Raw genomic sequence first — 14464 nt, forward strand, 5'->3', positions numbered from 1 at the left:
ACCATGGTCAAGCTCGCCCCCGCACTCCCCAAGGAGTACGACGACAACGGCCTCGAGTCGAACACCCGGCATCTGCTGGAGGTCTACACGAGCCAGAAGTACATTCCGATCGTCGCGCTCGTGCGCACGAAGGAGATCACCCAGAACGAGCACTTCGAGCGCGTGCCGAAGATCGAGCTCGTGCACGTCGAGATCGCTACGGACTCTGACGACGCCGATGCCGTGCGCGAGATCATCCGGCAGCTGCACGATGCCCGTGTCCAGCACATCAAGCAGCCACTGGACCTGCCTGACACCGAGGAGCCGCCCGTCCTCGCTCAGCCGCTCGAGCTGACCTCAGGCGGCGGCGAGTACTACGTGCGCCTCATCGACCAGGACGGCAGCAAGTTCTCGATCGAGCTGCACGCGGCATCCGGCGCGCTCGTCCTCACCCGCAGCGCCTTGCCGCGCGAGGACTACGGCGAACTCGTGCCCGGCGACTACCCGGTCGCGCAGCTCGGCGGCGAGATCGGCGAGCTCGCGACGCTGCTCGTCCAGGAGTTCGAGCAGGGCTTCACCAGCGACGACGTCGTCGACGCCGAGGTCGTCGACGAGGCGACCGCAGAGGACCAGGACGACTGATGTCTCGCTCTCGATTCGCCGACATGTCGCTGGCTCTCGCCGTCGTCTGGGGCCTCATCGCCATCAGCTTCGCGCTGTTCGGCCAGTGGGTATCCATGGCGGTCGTCGGGGGCGCGGCAGTCGTCATGTTCGTCATTCATCTGATCCAGAACCACCACGAAAGGAAGAGCAATGGGCGATATCGGAAAGCCCCTGAAGCACATCGAGCTGGAGCCGGTCGAAGCGCCGGCGACGGTGCCGGAGCCCGCGCCCGTCGAGGCGCCCCAGGAACCGGTGCCGGCATGAGCAACCCGTTCGCGCGCGGCGGGATGGTGCCGTCGTCCCGGCAGGCGATCGAGTCGATGGTGGCGCAGATGCTGCAAGGCGGCTCCGGCGCGATCCAAGTCTCCGGCACCTACGTCGCCCCTCCCGAGGGGCCACCGAAGCCTCGTCCCGCCGGCGAGTTCGACGGCAAGCAGGCGGAGTTCGCGCCTGGTGTCGTCACGGGCACGCGGTCGTTCGAGGTCGACAAGCTCGGCCGTCTGCTCGGCGTCGCTTACAGGTCGGTCTGGACGCCGGGAGAGAACGTCGCGAAGTGCATGGAGCGGGGGAACCCGTTCATGCTCTACGACCTCGACGACCGCCCGCAGGTGCGCGAGTCCGCCCGCTCGGCTCACTCGATCGCCGAGTGCGCCCACGGCTTCTACGGGTACTACGAGGGCTCGAACGACTACTACGAGTCCGGCCGCGTGATGGGCGTCATCGAAGCCTATGGCGAGACCATCATCGGCTCTCGCGGGTTCCGCGCCTCGAAGGCCCGGATCGTCGCGCTGCACATCCCGTCCGAGATCTCGTTCGGCCGACGCCGGCTGATCACTCGCAACTACCCGGGCCTCGCGATCTTCGACTCGTTCGACGCGATGGTCGCCGAGTTCCCGCCCGATGACGCCGGCCACGGCCTCAACCCCGACAACGACCCCAAGTTCTGGACCAGGAAGGCATGACCATGAGCAACCCCGCACCCATCACACCGATCGACGCACGCGTCCCGAAGTCTCTCGAGATCAAGGAGCGCCTCGTCGCCCGTCGAGCCGTGCTGAAGGCCGACGCCGAGTACATCGCCGGTGAGATCCAGGCCATCGACAGTCAGCTGCTCGAGCTGCTCGGCGGCGAGGTCGGCACGCACGACATCGCCGGCACAAAGGTCCAAGTTCGCGAGTACTCCCGCCTGGACACGGCATGGATCGAGGAGCAGTACCCGCCGTCGCAGTACCCGCAGCTCTACAAGGTGACGACCGCGGTCGACAACGTCGCGGTGAAGAAGCAGTTCGCGCCGAACGTGCTCGAGGAGCACCAGGTGCGCGGCGCGAAGTCGGTGGTGATCAAGTGACCGTCGGCACGTTCACCACTGCGAAGGCCGGCGACAAGCTCGAGCAGATCTCGGTGAAGCGGGACGGCACTCGCCTGACCCGCGTGATCCAGCTGCTCAGCGCACCGTCGCTCTCGTCGCCGGCCGCGTACCGGATCCTTCGCAACGACGCCCATCCGCACCGCGTCGGCAAGACGGCATCGATCCGTCGCGCCGACCTCGAGCGCAAGTACCGCGCGGCCTGACCGCGCACCGCCGCAACGGCATACACCCGGGTTCGAGTCCCGGGGCGGCACCAACCCAACACCGAAGAAAGGACGGGGACCATGGCCACATACGCGAGGGGCGAGTACGTCGTCGCAAAGCGCAGCGGCTCGGGCGCGCTGTACCAGGGGTACGGGCGCGTGTCATACGACGCCGGCGCCGAGCTGGAGATCACGAGCATCCGGAGCAGCGGCATGCTGAACGTCCGCCACGCTGGGGGCGGTCGCGTGTTCGTCGTCGGCGCCGATGCCGTCCGGCCCGTGCCGCGATTGATCGGGCAGATCCCCGAGGGTGGCATCGCCCCTGAGGATCCGCGCGTCGCCTGGGTGTTCGAGGACGCCGGCCGGATGGCCGACCGCCTCGGGCTGTGCAAGGACTACGACCGGCTCTGCGACGCACTCGGCATCCCGGGGCGGGTGCGCTCGTTCACGATCTCAGTGTTCTCTGCCGAGGGCATCGAGGTCACGGCGAAGGTCCAGGCGCGCAGTAAGCGCCTCGCTGAGATCCAGGTGCGCGAGCAGCTCTCCCGCACCGCGGCCGCCGGGCCGATCGCACTCGAGGCGGCACGCGCATGAGCGTCGGCGGCATCCTGACGGAGATTGGTCGCGAGCGCGGCGCGCAGGACGCGAAGTGGGGCGCACCGAAGAACGTCCCCAACGGCACCGGTCTCGACGGAAGTCTGCTCGGCTACTCGTTCGGCGAGCTGCGAGACATGCTCCAGTCCACCGTCGACCGGCTGGCCGAGCGCCGCGAGTCGACGATGGCGGCCGTGCTGCTCGAGGAAGTGTTCGAGGTCCTCGCGGAAGACGATGACGAGCGCGTCCGGGAGGAGCTGATCCAGGTCGCAGCCGTCGCCGCGAAGTGGGTCCAGATCATCGACGAGCGCAAGCAGGCAGGTGCGGCATGACCTCCGTCGAAGACCTCTACCTCAACGTGATCAAGGACGGGATCACGCGGCATCCGCGGTCGCTGCAGAAGCGCATCGGCCCGTCCGAGATGGGTCGGCCGTGCGATCGCTGGATCCTCCACAAGCTGAACGGCGACGGTGAGCCTGACCGTGGTCCCGCGTGGAAGCCCGCTGTCGGGACCGCGATGCACGACCAGCTCGAGCGGTGGTTCGATGCGGCGAACCGTGGCGGGGGAGAGGTCGATCGCACGGAGTGGATCACCGAGTGGGAGGTGACCGTCGGGACGATCGGCGGGCAGCCCATCACCGGGCACTCCGACCTGTACCACGTGCCCACCGGCACCGTCATCGACCACAAGGTCGTCGGCCCGAAGCAGCTCTCGAAGTACCGGCTTCACGGTCCCAGCGAGCAGTACCGCGTGCAGGCTCACCTCTACGGCAAGGGCTTCACCGACGACGGGGGTTGGGGACCGTGCCGCGCCGTGGCGATCGCGTTCCTCCCTCGTGATGGTGAGCTCTCCAGCGCCTACTTCTGGAGCGAGCCGTACAACGGCCACATCGCGGCCGAGGCACTGCTCCGCACGAACCGGCTGCACACCATGCTGACCGTCGTCGGGATCGACGCTGCGCTCGCCGCATCGCCGCTCTGCGATGACCAGTGGTGCACCTGGTGCCGCGCGGAGAAGCGTGCTCAGGACCGTGCCGCGGGTGCGTCGCTGTTCGACATCGGCGAGCTGCACGTCGTCCCCGAGCCGGTCACTCCCGCCCCGGTGCGCGCGCTGCCGGCCTTCGCGCCGCCGGTGCCAGAGCCTCGTCCGATCGCGCTCCTCTGCGACGACTGCGGGCTTCCGCTCGCACCGTCCGTGGTGGCCGATGGTCACACGATCCACCCGTCCTGCATTCCCGCATTCCCGCCGGCCCCTCGGCCGGTTCCCGCGACGCCGCAGCCAGCGGCGCTCGCACCGGTTATCAACCTGTTCGACCGCTGAGAAAACCAACCAAGGAGAAGACATGTCCCTTTTCGAATCCAGCAGCAAGGGTGTCAAGTTCGACACCATCGGCGCCAGCATCCAGGGCACCGTGAAGTCGGTACCGCGTGAGCGGCAGCAGACGAAGTACGGCACGCAGGAGCCGGACTTCTGGCCCAACGGCGACCCGAAGATGCAGATCCTCGTCGACCTGCAGACCGAGCAGCGCCTCGACCCGAACGACGACGGCGAGCGCACGCTCTATGTCGCGTCGAAGAACATGAAGAAGGCGATCGGTGAGGCGATCCGCGCTGCCAACGCGACGGACATCGCACCGGGCGGCGTGCTGACCGTGACGTACGTCGGGAACGACCCGGCGTCGAAGAACCCGGCCAACCCGGCGAAGCTCTACCAGGCGCGGTACACGGCGCCGACGTCGGCGTTCGTGGCGCAGCAGCCCGCGGTCGCGGCACCCGTTCAGCAGCAGACGATGCCGCCGCAGCCCGCCGCGAACGCCTACGTGCCGCCGGTGCAGCAGCAGGCACCCGCGTTCGTGCCGCAGCAGGCGTTCGTCCCGCAGCAGCAGCAGGCGCCCGCTCAGGTCCCGTCGACGCCTCAGCCCGTCCAGCAGCAGCCCGCACAGGAGCCGTGGGCGGCATCCGCCGCACCTCAGCAGCACGCCGGCGGGCTCACCAGCGATCAGGTTGCGCAGCTGAACCAGCTCCGCGCGGCCGGCATCCCCGAGGCGACGATCGCGACCGCGATCAACGCGTCGCCCCAGGCGATCGCGACGTACGACAACACCCCCTTCTGAACGAAGCGCCCGGATGGTCGCAGGCACGGTTCGACTCCGCGCCCGGGCACATGAGCACCAACAACACGGATCACCCGATCATCGTCATCGCACGCCACCAAGGCACCTGCTCGGACTGCGGCGGCCAGTACGAGGGCGGCGACCGCATCACCCGCCCGAACCACTTCGAGCTCTGGAGGCACGCCTCGTGCCCGCGCACGAAGTTCGACTTCGACCCGGGCGACGTCTGCCCCGTCTGCTTCACCGTCCGCGCCACCTCCGGAGCCTGCTCATGCTGATCTACGTCGCTGGCCCCATGACCGGCCTGCCCAACTTCAACTACCCGGCGTTCCGTGCCGCGGCCGCGCTGCTCCGCGAGGCCGGTTTCGACGTCGAGGACCCGTCGACGAACGACAACCCGACGCCGGACGACTACCACGGGTGGCTGCGGGCCGGGCTCGCTCAGCTGATCCGCTGCGACGGCGTCGCGCTGCTCGGCGGGTGGGAGGCGTCTGGCGGCGCCCGCCTCGAGGTGAACGTCGGAGCGACGCTCGGGCTGCGCGTCGCACCGCTCGCCTGGTGGCTCGCCCACGCTCGTAAGGAGAACGCCGCGTGACCACCCTTCTCGCCACCGCACTCGAGCTGCACGCGGCCGGGCTGTCCGTCGTGCCCGTCGCTGCCGACGGCACGAAGCGACCCCGGATCGCGTGGAAGGAGTACTCGGCCGCGGCCGCCGACGAGCCGCAGCTGCGCGCCTGGTTCGACAACGACCTGGAGCAGGGCGTCGGCCTCGTCACCGGCTTCGGCGACGTCGAGCTGCTCGAAGTCGAGGGCGTCGCCATGCCCATGATGGGCGACGTGCTGGAGCTGCTCGACGGCACCGGCCTCCGCCCCCTCTACGACCGCCTCGTCGCCGGCTGGTCGGAGCAGTCGCCCTCGGGCGGCTTGCACCTCATGTACCGGGTCGAGGGCGGCGCAGTCCCCGGCAACCAGAAGGTCGCCCAACGACCGAAGGCCGAGCCGCCGTACCGGGAGACGCTGGCCGAGACGCGCGGCACCGGTGGGTTCGTCGTGCTGGCTCCGTCTGCCGGTGCCGTGCACCCCACCGGGCGGCCGTGGCTGCGTCTCGTCGGCGGGCCGACCGCGATGCCGACGATCACCCGCGAGGAGCGCGACCAGCTGCACGCCGTCGTGCACGCCGCGCTCGACACGATGCCGCCCGAGGAGACTGTCACCAGCGGGGGACCGGTCGACGCGAAGTGGTCGACGACGTTCCACGCGGCCGCCGGCGACATTACCCCGGGTGACGACTTCGAAGCGAAGACCGACTGGTCCGAGATCCTCGTCGGCTGGGTGCACGTGTTCTCCCGCGGCGCGACGAAGTACTGGCGCCGGCCCGGCAAGAACGACGGCATCAGCGCGACGACCGGCCACGCTGGCGACCGCGATCGCCTGTTCGTGTTCACGTCGTCGACGGAGTTCGAGCCCGAGGTGCCGTACACGAAGTTCGGCGCGTACACCCTGCTCAACCACCGCGGTGATCACGCGGCGGCGGCGAAGGCGCTCGCCGACGCCGGCCACGGCTTCCGTGCCCCGCGCGAGCTCACCCCGGCGACGCGCACGACGTCGACCGGCACGCAGATCGCCGCCGTCGGCGCGACAGCAGCCGCGACGGCTCCGGCCGCGACGATCGGGTCGGACAGTGCGGACCTCACCGACGACGGCAACGCCCGCTTGCTCGTCGCCGAGTACTCGGGCGAGCTGCGCTACGTCCCGGATGCCGGCAAGTGGGTGACCTGGGAAGGCACCCGGTGGGCGTGGCACCCCGACGACGGGCCCGCGATCGAAGCGGCCCGCGACGTCATCCGCCGCATCCCGACCGACAACGCACACCTGAAGGCGTGGCGGCTGAAGTCGATGCGTGCCCGCGCGATCGCCGACGCCGTCCGCCTCGCCCGCTCGGCGCCGCCCATGCGCATCGCCGCATCCCAGTTCGACCGCCACCCGTGGCAGCTGAACACTCCGGGCGGCGTCGTCGACCTGCGCTCCGGCGCGATCGCCGCCCCGACGCCGGCACTGTTCCACTCGAAGCAGACCGCGGTCACCCCCGACGCGACGATGAAGACCCCGCTGTGGGACAGGTTCCTGCAGACCACGTTCCAATCGAACGCGCCGCTCGAGCGGTACATGCAGCGCCTCGCCGGGCTGATGTTCATCGGCGAGGTCATCGAGCACGTCCTCCCGTTCGCGCACGGATCCGGTGGCAACGGCAAGGGCGTGTTCGCCGAGGTCCTCTCGGCGATCGCCGGCGACTACGCGACATCCGCCCCGCAGGGCTTCCTCGTCGTCGGCCCGACCAAACACCCGACCGAGCTCGCGATGCTGCAGGGCCGCCGGCTCGTCATCACGTCCGAGATCAACGAGGACACCAAGTTCGACGAGGCGAAGATGAAGGCCCTCACCGGCGGCGACACGATCACCGCCCGATTCATGGGGAAGGACTTCTTCGACTTCGCCCCGTCGCACACGTTCCTCCTGCTCGGCAACAGCCAGCCGAAGGTCGAGACCGGTGGCGACTCGGTGTGGCGGCGGCTGCGGCTGATCCCGTTCACGCACTCCGTGCCCGACGCCGAGAAGATCGACAACCTGCAGACGCGGCTCGTCGACGAGGAGGGCCCCGGCATCCTCGCCTGGATCATCCAGGGCGCGGTCGACTACGCCGCCGATGGACTCCGCACACCCGACGTCGTCTACGCGGCGACCGACGCCTACCGCGCCGAAGAGGACCAGCTCGGCCGGTTCGTCGAGGACCGCTGCCGCGTCGGCGGCGGCGACACCGCACGCGTCGAGATGAGCGAGCTCCGCAAGGCGTACGACGCCTGGTGCCGGGAGCAGCACGAGGACGCCGTCACGACCACCGCGTTCGGCCGGTCGCTGAAGCAACGGTTCGACATCGGCACCGCGAAGTCCAACGGCCGCCGCTTCTACACGAACGTGATGCTCTACGCGCCCGAGGTAGAGGACGAGGGCGACGACCCGCGCGAGACCAGGTGGGACCAGCGATGAAGACCAAGGCCCCGCTGTTCATCAACTGCCCGCGCTGCAACCGCCGAGTACTCGAGGTGCGAGAGGACTTCGAGCTCGGCGTGCTCGTCGGCACACCCCGCCTCGACGCCGTGCAGCTCAAGCCCGACCACATCGTCGCGTGCATCATCACCGGCATCCGGCTCTGGCAGATCCAGGAGCGCGCTGGCCACACGATCACCAGCGGCCGCTCCCGGTGGTGGCCGCGCGAACCGGTACCGGGCTTCACGGTTCCCGAGCACTCCTGCGGCCGCGTCTGGGATGCGCCCGCCATCGACCTCGCACCCGACGAGATCGTCTACCCCGACCAGCCACCGTTCTGAGGAGATCACCATGACCATCACCCGCCCGCACGTCTGCGAGATCGCCCTCGCGATGGCCGAAGCAGACGACCACGGCAACGTGGCGATCGCCATCTCACCCGGCCTCCCGTTCTCGATCGAGGAAGCCCGCGAGTTCGCGGCCGAGATCACCGCGGCCGCCGACGAAGCTGCCACCTACCGCGCTGAACAGACCGCTCGAGGTGAACGATGACCGAGGAACGCATCGTCCCCGTGAAGGCGTGGCTACGTCCCACCACCTACCGCGCACTTCTGCAGCAGGCTCACCGGCGCGGGCTCGCTGACGTCGGCGACCTGCTCGGCCGAGTCGCAGAGCAGATTGTCGCACCACCAGCGCTGCAGAAGCGCCCGCGCGCGTCGAAGTACACACCGGCCGAACTCGAGCAGCGCCGCACCGCCCGGCGCGCTGCGTTCGCTGCCAACACCAGCGACCCGCGCCACGGCACCCACAACGGCTACGTGAACCTCGGCTGCCGCTGCGACCCATGCCGGGAGGCGTCCGCAGCGTACGAGGCGGCAAGGAAGGCACGATGACCACCATCCCGCTCGACGCGATCGACCCCGACGCCGCGTACCGCGAGTGGGTCGACCGCTTCCTCTGGCACGTCGACCAGCTGCCCGCCGTCGTCGAGACCACCGGCACGATCGCCCTCGCCGTCCGCGGCGTGCAGGCCTCGCAGCTCAAGGAGCGCGTCACCGGAGGCGGCTTCTACGACAACATCCCGCTCGTCGACGGCCCCGAGTCCCGCAACGCCCGCGCCGTGTGGGACGCGCTCCGCGGCTACCTCGTCGTCGCATCATCCCGCCTCGGCCTCGAAGCACCCACCATGCCGGCAGGACTTCCCGACGACGTCGAACTCGCCCGCGAGTGGGCGTTCGCCGCCAACGCGTGGCTCTCCGACGTCGTGCACGAGATCCAGTCCTGGCCCGACCTCGACGAGCTCGAGGAGCAGCTCTTCCGACTCATCCGCCGCGCCCGCCACCGCCTCGACACCCACACCGCCCGCCGCACCCCGGCCGAGCTCTGCACCCGCTGCGGCGAGAACGGCGTGATCGTCGACTGGATCGACGGCCCCGGCGGCCAGGCGCTGCTCTCCAAGGTCTGCGTCATCTGCCGCACCAACTACACACCCGCGGCCCCGGCCGCACCCACCGAAAGGACAGAGTCATGACTGAACCGACCCTCACCACCGAACGGGAAGCGCTGATCGACCACGCCCTCGCCCTCGCATCGAAAGGCGTGCAGGTCAACGACGGCCACACCTACGGCGTGCACGCCCACGACCTCGTCGACTATGCCGATACGATCCGGGCGCTCGTCGAGATCCTCCAGCGCGAGTGCGAGATCGAGTACGGCATCCGTGGGGACGTCGACTCGCCGATGGCATCTCGCGAGGCCGCAGAGCAGGCGATCGAGCGCATGGCGAAGGCTCCGCGCGGATACCGGCTCACTCGCCACCTGGTCGAGCGCCGAGTGTCGCCGTGGGCGCTGGTGGGAGCGGACCAATGAGCGACGAGGCCCGGATGATCACCGTCCGCAACCCCTGGGCCTGGGCCATCATCCACGCCGGCAAGACCGTCGAGAACCGCACGACGAACGTCGTCGGCGACTACCGAGGCCCGCTGCTCATCCATGCCGCGAAGGCTTACGCCGACGACTGGAGCTCGCCCCTGCTCGCCGGCATCATGAACCGCCACGAGGGCGTGCACCAGGAGCCGCAGCCCTGGCACGACCACGCCGGCATGATCATCGGCGTCGTCGACCTGGTCGACTCCCACCCCGTGGACTCGTGCATCAAGCAGCAGCGCGACGGCGACTGGCTCGTCTGCTCCGAATGGGCAGAGCGCGCCGGCCACCACCTGGTGCTCGCGAACCCGCGCGCACTCGACGAACCGATCCCGTACACCGGCATGCTCGGCCTCCGCCGCACCGACTTCTTCGTCTCCGGCGACTGGCTCGGCCAGTACATCGACCCGCGGCACTCGTCATGCACGCCGTACGGATGCCCGCCCTCGTGCTACTCGGAGCCCGTCGCTCGACTGGTGGCCACGTCATGACCGTCGCGACCTCGCTCCGCGAGCAGCTGCAGGAGCACACCGACGTAAGCTCCACCCGCGCATGGGCCGCAGGCGACAACGCCGCCATCCCCGGCGACTGCTGGCGCGCCTGCCTCGCCTCGCTGTTCGAGGTGCCGATCGCCGACGTCCCGCACTTCGTCGCGCTGCACCCCGACGTCGACGACGGACTCTGGCCGACGCTCGGCCCCCAGTGGTGGCGCGCCTCGATCGAGTGGGTCGGCAAAGTGCGCCCCGGATGGACACTCGCCGCATGGGACGTCCCCGACCCCTGGACGCCGATCTACCCGCTCAACAGCGACGCACCCGACCGCGTCATCCTCTCCGGCCGCAGCACCCGCGGCGACTGGTCGCACGCCGTCCTCGTCTGGGACGTCGACGGCGCCCTCGCCCACGACCCGTACCCGGGCGGCACCGGCGTCCGAGCACCCTACGCCGACCGCATCACCATCATCCGGAAGGAGCAGAACCGATGACGAGGACACCCCCGAGGCCGACGCTGCCGCCGTGCGCTCGCTGCGGCATCGCCCACGACCTCATCTACACCCGCGCTCACCGTCGCGAATGCGACCGTCCGGGACGTCGGGAGGAGCGCCGGGCGCAGCGCGAGAAGGAGCGGCTCGCGCGTGCCTGGCTTCGCGGCCGCCGCCGTCCCATACCACCGACGATCGGGCCGCGAGGCGGCGCCGGCGACTCAGGAGCGGCCGACCGATGATCGAACTCATCCAGCTCGCACTCACCGCCCTCCTCGGCGTCGGCGTGCTCATCCTGCTGCTCGACGACCGGCGCCGCTGATGGGTGCTCCGGCCGGCGCGCTCGTGAAGCTCTACGTCGACTCCCGCCACCCACTCGACGTCGGACACGTCGTCATGACCCAGACCGGCCGCCGCTACCTCGTCCAGACCCGCCGGCTCCAGGAGCGAGGCAAGTGGGCCGGCATCCGCCAGCACCTCACCGCGATCGTCCTCGCCGACGACGAACCGACCCCCGAGGATGCCCCGGTGCTCGAGATCCGCTGGTACCGCCGATGATCGACGCGCGCGACGCCGCCGGCGTTCCTTGCATCACCACCTGCCCGATCACCGTCCCGCGAGGCTTCCTCGTCGTGGCCGGCGCCGAGCTGCACGAGTGGCAGGAGCGCCTGCTGCGCGCGCGCGGCTTCATCATCACCGACCAGGAGCCCCGCCCATGACGATGCTCAGCTACCGCGAAGCAGCCCACCGCGTCCGCCGAGCCCGCCGCACCATCCGCTACTGGAAACTCCAGGGCATGCCCATGAGCTGGGAGCTCCGCGGCGGCCAGATGGTCCGCGTCGTCGACGAGGACACCCTCATCGCCTGGTGGGTCGAGCGCATGGACAACGACCCTGTTTGGCAGAACCGGATCCGCGCCAAGATCCGTGACCGCGAGGACCCGACTTCTACATCTCCAAGCACCGCGACCCCATCGTCGACGGAGCGGGGATAACCCCGTTTTGACTTTCCCGAGCTTCTACACACGCCCATTTCGGGTCGCATCCTTCGAGCACCGGTTGAAGCTTCTTTCTATCCACACCAGTGGAGAGCCCCCAGGCCGCGGAACTACGCGGATGTTGTTCGTTCTCCACATCCTGTGAAGAACCTTTTCCACAGGAGTCCGAACACCCATACCGGCGTTTCTCCGCGCGCTCTCCACACTCTTATCCACAGGGGACGTTGCGTACACATCGCCATCAGTGGATTCTTGATTTCGCCACCGGTGACGGTGGCTGCTGATACAAAAAGGAGCGGCTCCGAGACGCCAATCACGGGAGCCGCTCCATCACCCACCAGCCTGAGGAGGCAGCGATGAGCGGTTTACAGCCTAACCATGGATCCGACGGTGCGAATCAAATCGCAGAGGCGATCCGACGCGAAGCGCGCAAGTCGAGAGTCAGCCAGGCGCGCTACGCGCAACTGGTCTTCGACCGCTACGGCTGGGAGCCGGTCCGCATCGCCGAAGCCCTTGAGGTCACCACCGACCTGGTGGTGCGGCTGCTCGCCGCGGACGGTGTCGTGAGGTGCGTCGAATGCTGCTTCAACCTCCACGGATCCTGCATGGGCGAACTCAACTTCGACCTCGAAGGGATGAGCGCTCCGTGCGGCTGCGGATGCCGACACGCCGATCGCGAATCAGAATGTTGACACGGCTCCGTTTGCCACCCCTACATTGATGGTTGTACAGGTGTCGGACGCAGGACGCCACACCGATCACTAACGTTGAGGGCCCCGGAGCAGACCGCTCACGGGGCCTTCGACGTCACCGACCAAAACGGCCCCGACGCGCGCTACCAACACACGCCGGGACCTAACCCCTCATCGACTCGAGATCGATTGGAGGGCTACGTGGACTCTATCCGCGAGCCCGGACACGGCACCACCGCCGTCAACCGCCGCAACATCACCCACCTCCGCGACCAACGCGACCGCGCCGGCCTCCTGCAGCTCGCCGACACCCTCGCCGCCCAGACCTACCCCGACGCCGCCGAGCTCGCCGACGAAGCCCGCGCGGCCGCCGACTGGATCGACGAAACGACCCCGCGCACCCACACCGCCGGCGACGCCGCCACCGCCCGCGTCGGCGACATCCTCCGCTACAACCACGACGGCCGACCGCGCGAGAGCGTCATCAGCACCATCGACGGCCGCACGGCCACCACCACCCACGGCGATACCGTCGCCCTCTGATCCCTCGACCGGGAGTCCGAGCACCCCAGCGGCGCAGAAGCGTTGTCGGTGGCGCGCGCCTGCTCCTCCCGGTCGAGGCCCCCGACCGGTGTCAACGCGAGCCCCGCCATTGGTCGCGAAGGACTCCCTCTTCGGAACCGCCCGCTGACTCTTCGGGCGAGGAGTACCTGCACCGCACGAGGGGCGCCAGCCACACCCGCCGGCGCCCCTCGAACACCCCACCGCAAACCGCGCCCTGAAACCCCGCCCTGCCCGCCCGAGCGGAGGGCGCAGTTCCACCACCAGGGCGCAGTTAGGGCGCAGTTGAAAAAGCCAACCGGACCCTCAAACTTCCCCGTCATTCCGCCGAACTACCCACCACAGGGCGCAGTAGGGCGCAGTTATCTGAATCGCCACAGCTCTTTGATTAGTAACTAAGTGACCTGGCTATACGCGCGCACGGCACGACCAACCTGCTCAGCCACCCAAACTGCGCCCTGCCCGACCACCAGGAGGCACCCCGACGTGAGCAGCCAGCGCACCAACACCCGCCGCGACCACGAGCTCCGCCAAGCCTTCTTCGAAGAAGGCCAACGACTAGACGCCGCCGGCGACCCCGAAGCCGACTGCTGGCTCTGCCACCAACCCATCGACTACACCGCCGCCCAAGGCAGCACCCCCGACTCGCACAACCTCGACCACCTCCACCCCGTCTCCACGCACCCCGAGCTGCAATCCGACCCCGACAACTTCCGCCACTCGCACACCCTCTGCAACCAGCAACGCGGCGCCGGCGCACCAGCCCTCGACCTCGGCGAACAGATGCCGCCCTGGTGGCTATGACGAACGGAGATCCCATGACCCTCCCGCACCGCATGATCGGCTCGCCCCTCGACATCGACCCGTCGCCCGAGCACCGCGCCGCACTCGAGGAGTCCCGGGCAGACCGCCGCCAGTTCGAACGTGCCGACATCACCGACGGCCCGCACCACGTCCTCGTCGACGAGCGCCAGACCGGCAAGACGCACCTCTCCATGCGCTGGCTGCTCGCGGCGCCCGACGGCGTCACCCGCGTACTCATCGTTCCCTCGGCGCAGATGGCCGACCACTTGCGCCGCGAGTACGACCTCCGACCGCGCGACCAGCGCATCATCTCCGTCGACCAGCTGCGACGTCAGGGCGGCGGACACGCCGGCGTCGAGTACGGCATCGATGAGACCGTCGAGGTCCTGACCCGGCTGCTCGGCCTCCGAACCTCCCCACGCCTGCTCAGCGTCTGCACCGCCACCGATTGGCAGGCGTGAGACCCCCACCCCTCGGAAAATCCAGCATCCCGGCCGGGGGCGGACCACAGCCCGGGGGAGTGGTCCTCTCTCCC

25 protein-coding genes are annotated in these 14464 nt (G+C 69.2%); all 25 read left to right on the top strand.

What is annotated here, in order from left to right:
- The first annotated feature begins 3 nt into the window (after nt 1–3).
- Nucleotides 4–621, top strand: a complete 618-nt coding sequence (locus tag BN2660_RS12640; protein ID WP_091232529.1) for a hypothetical protein — start codon at nt 4–6, stop codon at nt 619–621.
- Between the two features lie 281 nt (nt 622–902).
- Nucleotides 903–1604: a hypothetical protein gene (locus BN2660_RS12645; protein ID WP_091232530.1), complete on the top strand. Its 702-nt coding sequence runs from the start codon at nt 903–905 to the stop codon at nt 1602–1604.
- 2 nt (nt 1605–1606) lie between these two features.
- Nucleotides 1607–1990 carry a hypothetical protein gene (locus tag BN2660_RS12650; RefSeq protein ID WP_091232532.1) on the top strand — a complete coding sequence of 128 codons (384 nt, stop codon included), beginning with the start codon at nt 1607–1609 and terminating at the stop codon, nt 1988–1990.
- Nucleotides 1987–2214, top strand: a complete 228-nt coding sequence (locus BN2660_RS12655) for a hypothetical protein (RefSeq protein ID WP_091232535.1) — start codon at nt 1987–1989, stop codon at nt 2212–2214. The genes BN2660_RS12650 and BN2660_RS12655 overlap by 4 nt, the downstream gene beginning before the upstream one ends.
- Nucleotides 2215–2295: 81 nt before the next feature.
- A complete protein-coding gene (locus BN2660_RS12660; protein ID WP_091232538.1) occupies nt 2296–2808 on the top strand; it encodes a hypothetical protein in 513 nt (170 codons plus the stop codon).
- Nucleotides 2805–3140 carry a hypothetical protein gene (locus BN2660_RS12665; protein WP_091232541.1) on the top strand — a complete coding sequence of 112 codons (336 nt, stop codon included), beginning with the start codon at nt 2805–2807 and terminating at the stop codon, nt 3138–3140. The genes BN2660_RS12660 and BN2660_RS12665 overlap by 4 nt, the downstream gene beginning before the upstream one ends.
- The gene (locus tag BN2660_RS12670) at nt 3137–4129 is read left to right on the top strand and encodes a hypothetical protein (protein ID WP_091232542.1); all 993 of its coding nucleotides are present in this window, start codon (nt 3137–3139) and stop codon (nt 4127–4129) included. The genes BN2660_RS12665 and BN2660_RS12670 overlap by 4 nt, the downstream gene beginning before the upstream one ends.
- Nucleotides 4130–4151: 22 nt before the next feature.
- Nucleotides 4152–4922 carry an NADH-quinone oxidoreductase subunit E gene (locus BN2660_RS12675; protein ID WP_091232544.1) on the top strand — a complete coding sequence of 257 codons (771 nt, stop codon included), beginning with the start codon at nt 4152–4154 and terminating at the stop codon, nt 4920–4922.
- A 50-nt stretch (nt 4923–4972) separates the two neighbouring features.
- Nucleotides 4973–5200 (top strand): hypothetical protein, encoded by a 228-nt coding sequence (locus tag BN2660_RS12680; protein ID WP_091232548.1) that lies wholly within the window; start codon nt 4973–4975, stop codon nt 5198–5200.
- Nucleotides 5194–5517 carry a DUF4406 domain-containing protein gene (locus BN2660_RS12685; RefSeq protein WP_091232551.1) on the top strand — a complete coding sequence of 108 codons (324 nt, stop codon included), beginning with the start codon at nt 5194–5196 and terminating at the stop codon, nt 5515–5517. Before BN2660_RS12680 ends, BN2660_RS12685 begins: the two co-directional genes overlap by 7 nt.
- Nucleotides 5514–7967 (top strand): phage/plasmid primase, P4 family, encoded by a 2454-nt coding sequence (locus tag BN2660_RS12690; protein ID WP_091232554.1) that lies wholly within the window; start codon nt 5514–5516, stop codon nt 7965–7967. The genes BN2660_RS12685 and BN2660_RS12690 overlap by 4 nt, the downstream gene beginning before the upstream one ends.
- Nucleotides 7964–8308 carry a hypothetical protein gene (locus BN2660_RS12695; RefSeq protein ID WP_091232557.1) on the top strand — a complete coding sequence of 115 codons (345 nt, stop codon included), beginning with the start codon at nt 7964–7966 and terminating at the stop codon, nt 8306–8308. Before BN2660_RS12690 ends, BN2660_RS12695 begins: the two co-directional genes overlap by 4 nt.
- A 10-nt stretch (nt 8309–8318) precedes the next feature.
- Nucleotides 8319–8519: a hypothetical protein gene (locus BN2660_RS12700; protein ID WP_091232561.1), complete on the top strand. Its 201-nt coding sequence runs from the start codon at nt 8319–8321 to the stop codon at nt 8517–8519.
- Nucleotides 8516–8860 (top strand): hypothetical protein, encoded by a 345-nt coding sequence (locus BN2660_RS12705; RefSeq protein ID WP_091232564.1) that lies wholly within the window; start codon nt 8516–8518, stop codon nt 8858–8860. Before BN2660_RS12700 ends, BN2660_RS12705 begins: the two co-directional genes overlap by 4 nt.
- On the top strand, nt 8857–9498 hold the full coding sequence (locus tag BN2660_RS12710; RefSeq protein ID WP_091232568.1) for a hypothetical protein: 642 nt from the start codon (nt 8857–8859) through the stop codon (nt 9496–9498). The genes BN2660_RS12705 and BN2660_RS12710 overlap by 4 nt, the downstream gene beginning before the upstream one ends.
- Nucleotides 9495–9836 (top strand): hypothetical protein, encoded by a 342-nt coding sequence (locus BN2660_RS12715; protein WP_091232573.1) that lies wholly within the window; start codon nt 9495–9497, stop codon nt 9834–9836. The genes BN2660_RS12710 and BN2660_RS12715 overlap by 4 nt, the downstream gene beginning before the upstream one ends.
- Nucleotides 9833–10384: an ASCH domain-containing protein gene (locus tag BN2660_RS12720; RefSeq protein WP_141651293.1), complete on the top strand. Its 552-nt coding sequence runs from the start codon at nt 9833–9835 to the stop codon at nt 10382–10384. The genes BN2660_RS12715 and BN2660_RS12720 overlap by 4 nt, the downstream gene beginning before the upstream one ends.
- Nucleotides 10381–10878 carry a hypothetical protein gene (locus tag BN2660_RS12725; RefSeq protein ID WP_091232580.1) on the top strand — a complete coding sequence of 166 codons (498 nt, stop codon included), beginning with the start codon at nt 10381–10383 and terminating at the stop codon, nt 10876–10878. The genes BN2660_RS12720 and BN2660_RS12725 overlap by 4 nt, the downstream gene beginning before the upstream one ends.
- 318 nt (nt 10879–11196) lie before the next feature.
- Nucleotides 11197–11433: a hypothetical protein gene (locus BN2660_RS12730; protein WP_091232584.1), complete on the top strand. Its 237-nt coding sequence runs from the start codon at nt 11197–11199 to the stop codon at nt 11431–11433.
- The gene (locus BN2660_RS16635; RefSeq protein WP_176697185.1) at nt 11430–11594 is read left to right on the top strand and encodes a hypothetical protein; all 165 of its coding nucleotides are present in this window, start codon (nt 11430–11432) and stop codon (nt 11592–11594) included. The genes BN2660_RS12730 and BN2660_RS16635 overlap by 4 nt, the downstream gene beginning before the upstream one ends.
- Nucleotides 11591–11869: a hypothetical protein gene (locus BN2660_RS12735; protein WP_176697186.1), complete on the top strand. Its 279-nt coding sequence runs from the start codon at nt 11591–11593 to the stop codon at nt 11867–11869. Before BN2660_RS16635 ends, BN2660_RS12735 begins: the two co-directional genes overlap by 4 nt.
- A gap of 359 nt (nt 11870–12228) precedes the next feature.
- On the top strand, nt 12229–12564 hold the full coding sequence (locus tag BN2660_RS16465; RefSeq protein WP_141651294.1) for a hypothetical protein: 336 nt from the start codon (nt 12229–12231) through the stop codon (nt 12562–12564).
- Nucleotides 12565–12765: 201 nt separating this feature from the next.
- Nucleotides 12766–13107: a hypothetical protein gene (locus BN2660_RS12745; protein ID WP_141651295.1), complete on the top strand. Its 342-nt coding sequence runs from the start codon at nt 12766–12768 to the stop codon at nt 13105–13107.
- A 504-nt stretch (nt 13108–13611) separates the two neighbouring features.
- On the top strand, nt 13612–13929 hold the full coding sequence (locus BN2660_RS12750) for an HNH endonuclease (RefSeq protein WP_091232592.1): 318 nt from the start codon (nt 13612–13614) through the stop codon (nt 13927–13929).
- Between the two features lie 14 nt (nt 13930–13943).
- A complete protein-coding gene (locus tag BN2660_RS12755) occupies nt 13944–14390 on the top strand; it encodes a hypothetical protein (protein ID WP_091232595.1) in 447 nt (148 codons plus the stop codon).
- The last annotated feature ends 74 nt before the right edge of the window (nt 14391–14464 follow it).

Origin of the sequence: Microbacterium sp. 3J1 (assembly GCF_001049495.1) — a bacterium.
In the GTDB taxonomy this organism is placed as follows: Bacteria; Actinomycetota; Actinomycetes; order Actinomycetales; family Microbacteriaceae; genus Microbacterium.

Excerpts from the sequence above, each read along its gene's own strand:
- BN2660_RS12640 (WP_091232529.1), top strand. The coding sequence starts at position 4 with ATGGTCAAGCTCGCCCCCGCACTCCCCAAGGAGTACGACGACAACGGC.
- BN2660_RS12645 (WP_091232530.1), top strand. The coding sequence starts at position 903 with ATGAGCAACCCGTTCGCGCGCGGCGGGATGGTGCCGTCGTCCCGGCAG.
- BN2660_RS12650 (WP_091232532.1), top strand. The coding sequence starts at position 1,607 with ATGAGCAACCCCGCACCCATCACACCGATCGACGCACGCGTCCCGAAG.
- BN2660_RS12660 (WP_091232538.1), top strand. The coding sequence starts at position 2,296 with ATGGCCACATACGCGAGGGGCGAGTACGTCGTCGCAAAGCGCAGCGGC.
- BN2660_RS12665 (WP_091232541.1), top strand. The coding sequence starts at position 2,805 with ATGAGCGTCGGCGGCATCCTGACGGAGATTGGTCGCGAGCGCGGCGCG.
- BN2660_RS12670 (WP_091232542.1), top strand. The coding sequence starts at position 3,137 with ATGACCTCCGTCGAAGACCTCTACCTCAACGTGATCAAGGACGGGATC.
- BN2660_RS12675 (WP_091232544.1), top strand. The coding sequence starts at position 4,152 with ATGTCCCTTTTCGAATCCAGCAGCAAGGGTGTCAAGTTCGACACCATC.
- BN2660_RS12680 (WP_091232548.1), top strand. The coding sequence starts at position 4,973 with ATGAGCACCAACAACACGGATCACCCGATCATCGTCATCGCACGCCAC.
- BN2660_RS12685 (WP_091232551.1), top strand. The coding sequence starts at position 5,194 with ATGCTGATCTACGTCGCTGGCCCCATGACCGGCCTGCCCAACTTCAAC.
- BN2660_RS12695 (WP_091232557.1), top strand. The coding sequence starts at position 7,964 with ATGAAGACCAAGGCCCCGCTGTTCATCAACTGCCCGCGCTGCAACCGC.
- BN2660_RS12700 (WP_091232561.1), top strand. The coding sequence starts at position 8,319 with ATGACCATCACCCGCCCGCACGTCTGCGAGATCGCCCTCGCGATGGCC.
- BN2660_RS12705 (WP_091232564.1), top strand. The coding sequence starts at position 8,516 with ATGACCGAGGAACGCATCGTCCCCGTGAAGGCGTGGCTACGTCCCACC.
- BN2660_RS12710 (WP_091232568.1), top strand. The coding sequence starts at position 8,857 with ATGACCACCATCCCGCTCGACGCGATCGACCCCGACGCCGCGTACCGC.
- BN2660_RS12715 (WP_091232573.1), top strand. The coding sequence starts at position 9,495 with ATGACTGAACCGACCCTCACCACCGAACGGGAAGCGCTGATCGACCAC.
- BN2660_RS12720 (WP_141651293.1), top strand. The coding sequence starts at position 9,833 with ATGAGCGACGAGGCCCGGATGATCACCGTCCGCAACCCCTGGGCCTGG.
- BN2660_RS12725 (WP_091232580.1), top strand. The coding sequence starts at position 10,381 with ATGACCGTCGCGACCTCGCTCCGCGAGCAGCTGCAGGAGCACACCGAC.
- BN2660_RS12730 (WP_091232584.1), top strand. The coding sequence starts at position 11,197 with ATGGGTGCTCCGGCCGGCGCGCTCGTGAAGCTCTACGTCGACTCCCGC.
- BN2660_RS16635 (WP_176697185.1), top strand. The coding sequence starts at position 11,430 with ATGATCGACGCGCGCGACGCCGCCGGCGTTCCTTGCATCACCACCTGC.
- BN2660_RS12735 (WP_176697186.1), top strand. The coding sequence starts at position 11,591 with ATGACGATGCTCAGCTACCGCGAAGCAGCCCACCGCGTCCGCCGAGCC.
- BN2660_RS16465 (WP_141651294.1), top strand. The coding sequence starts at position 12,229 with ATGAGCGGTTTACAGCCTAACCATGGATCCGACGGTGCGAATCAAATC.
- BN2660_RS12755 (WP_091232595.1), top strand. The coding sequence starts at position 13,944 with ATGACCCTCCCGCACCGCATGATCGGCTCGCCCCTCGACATCGACCCG.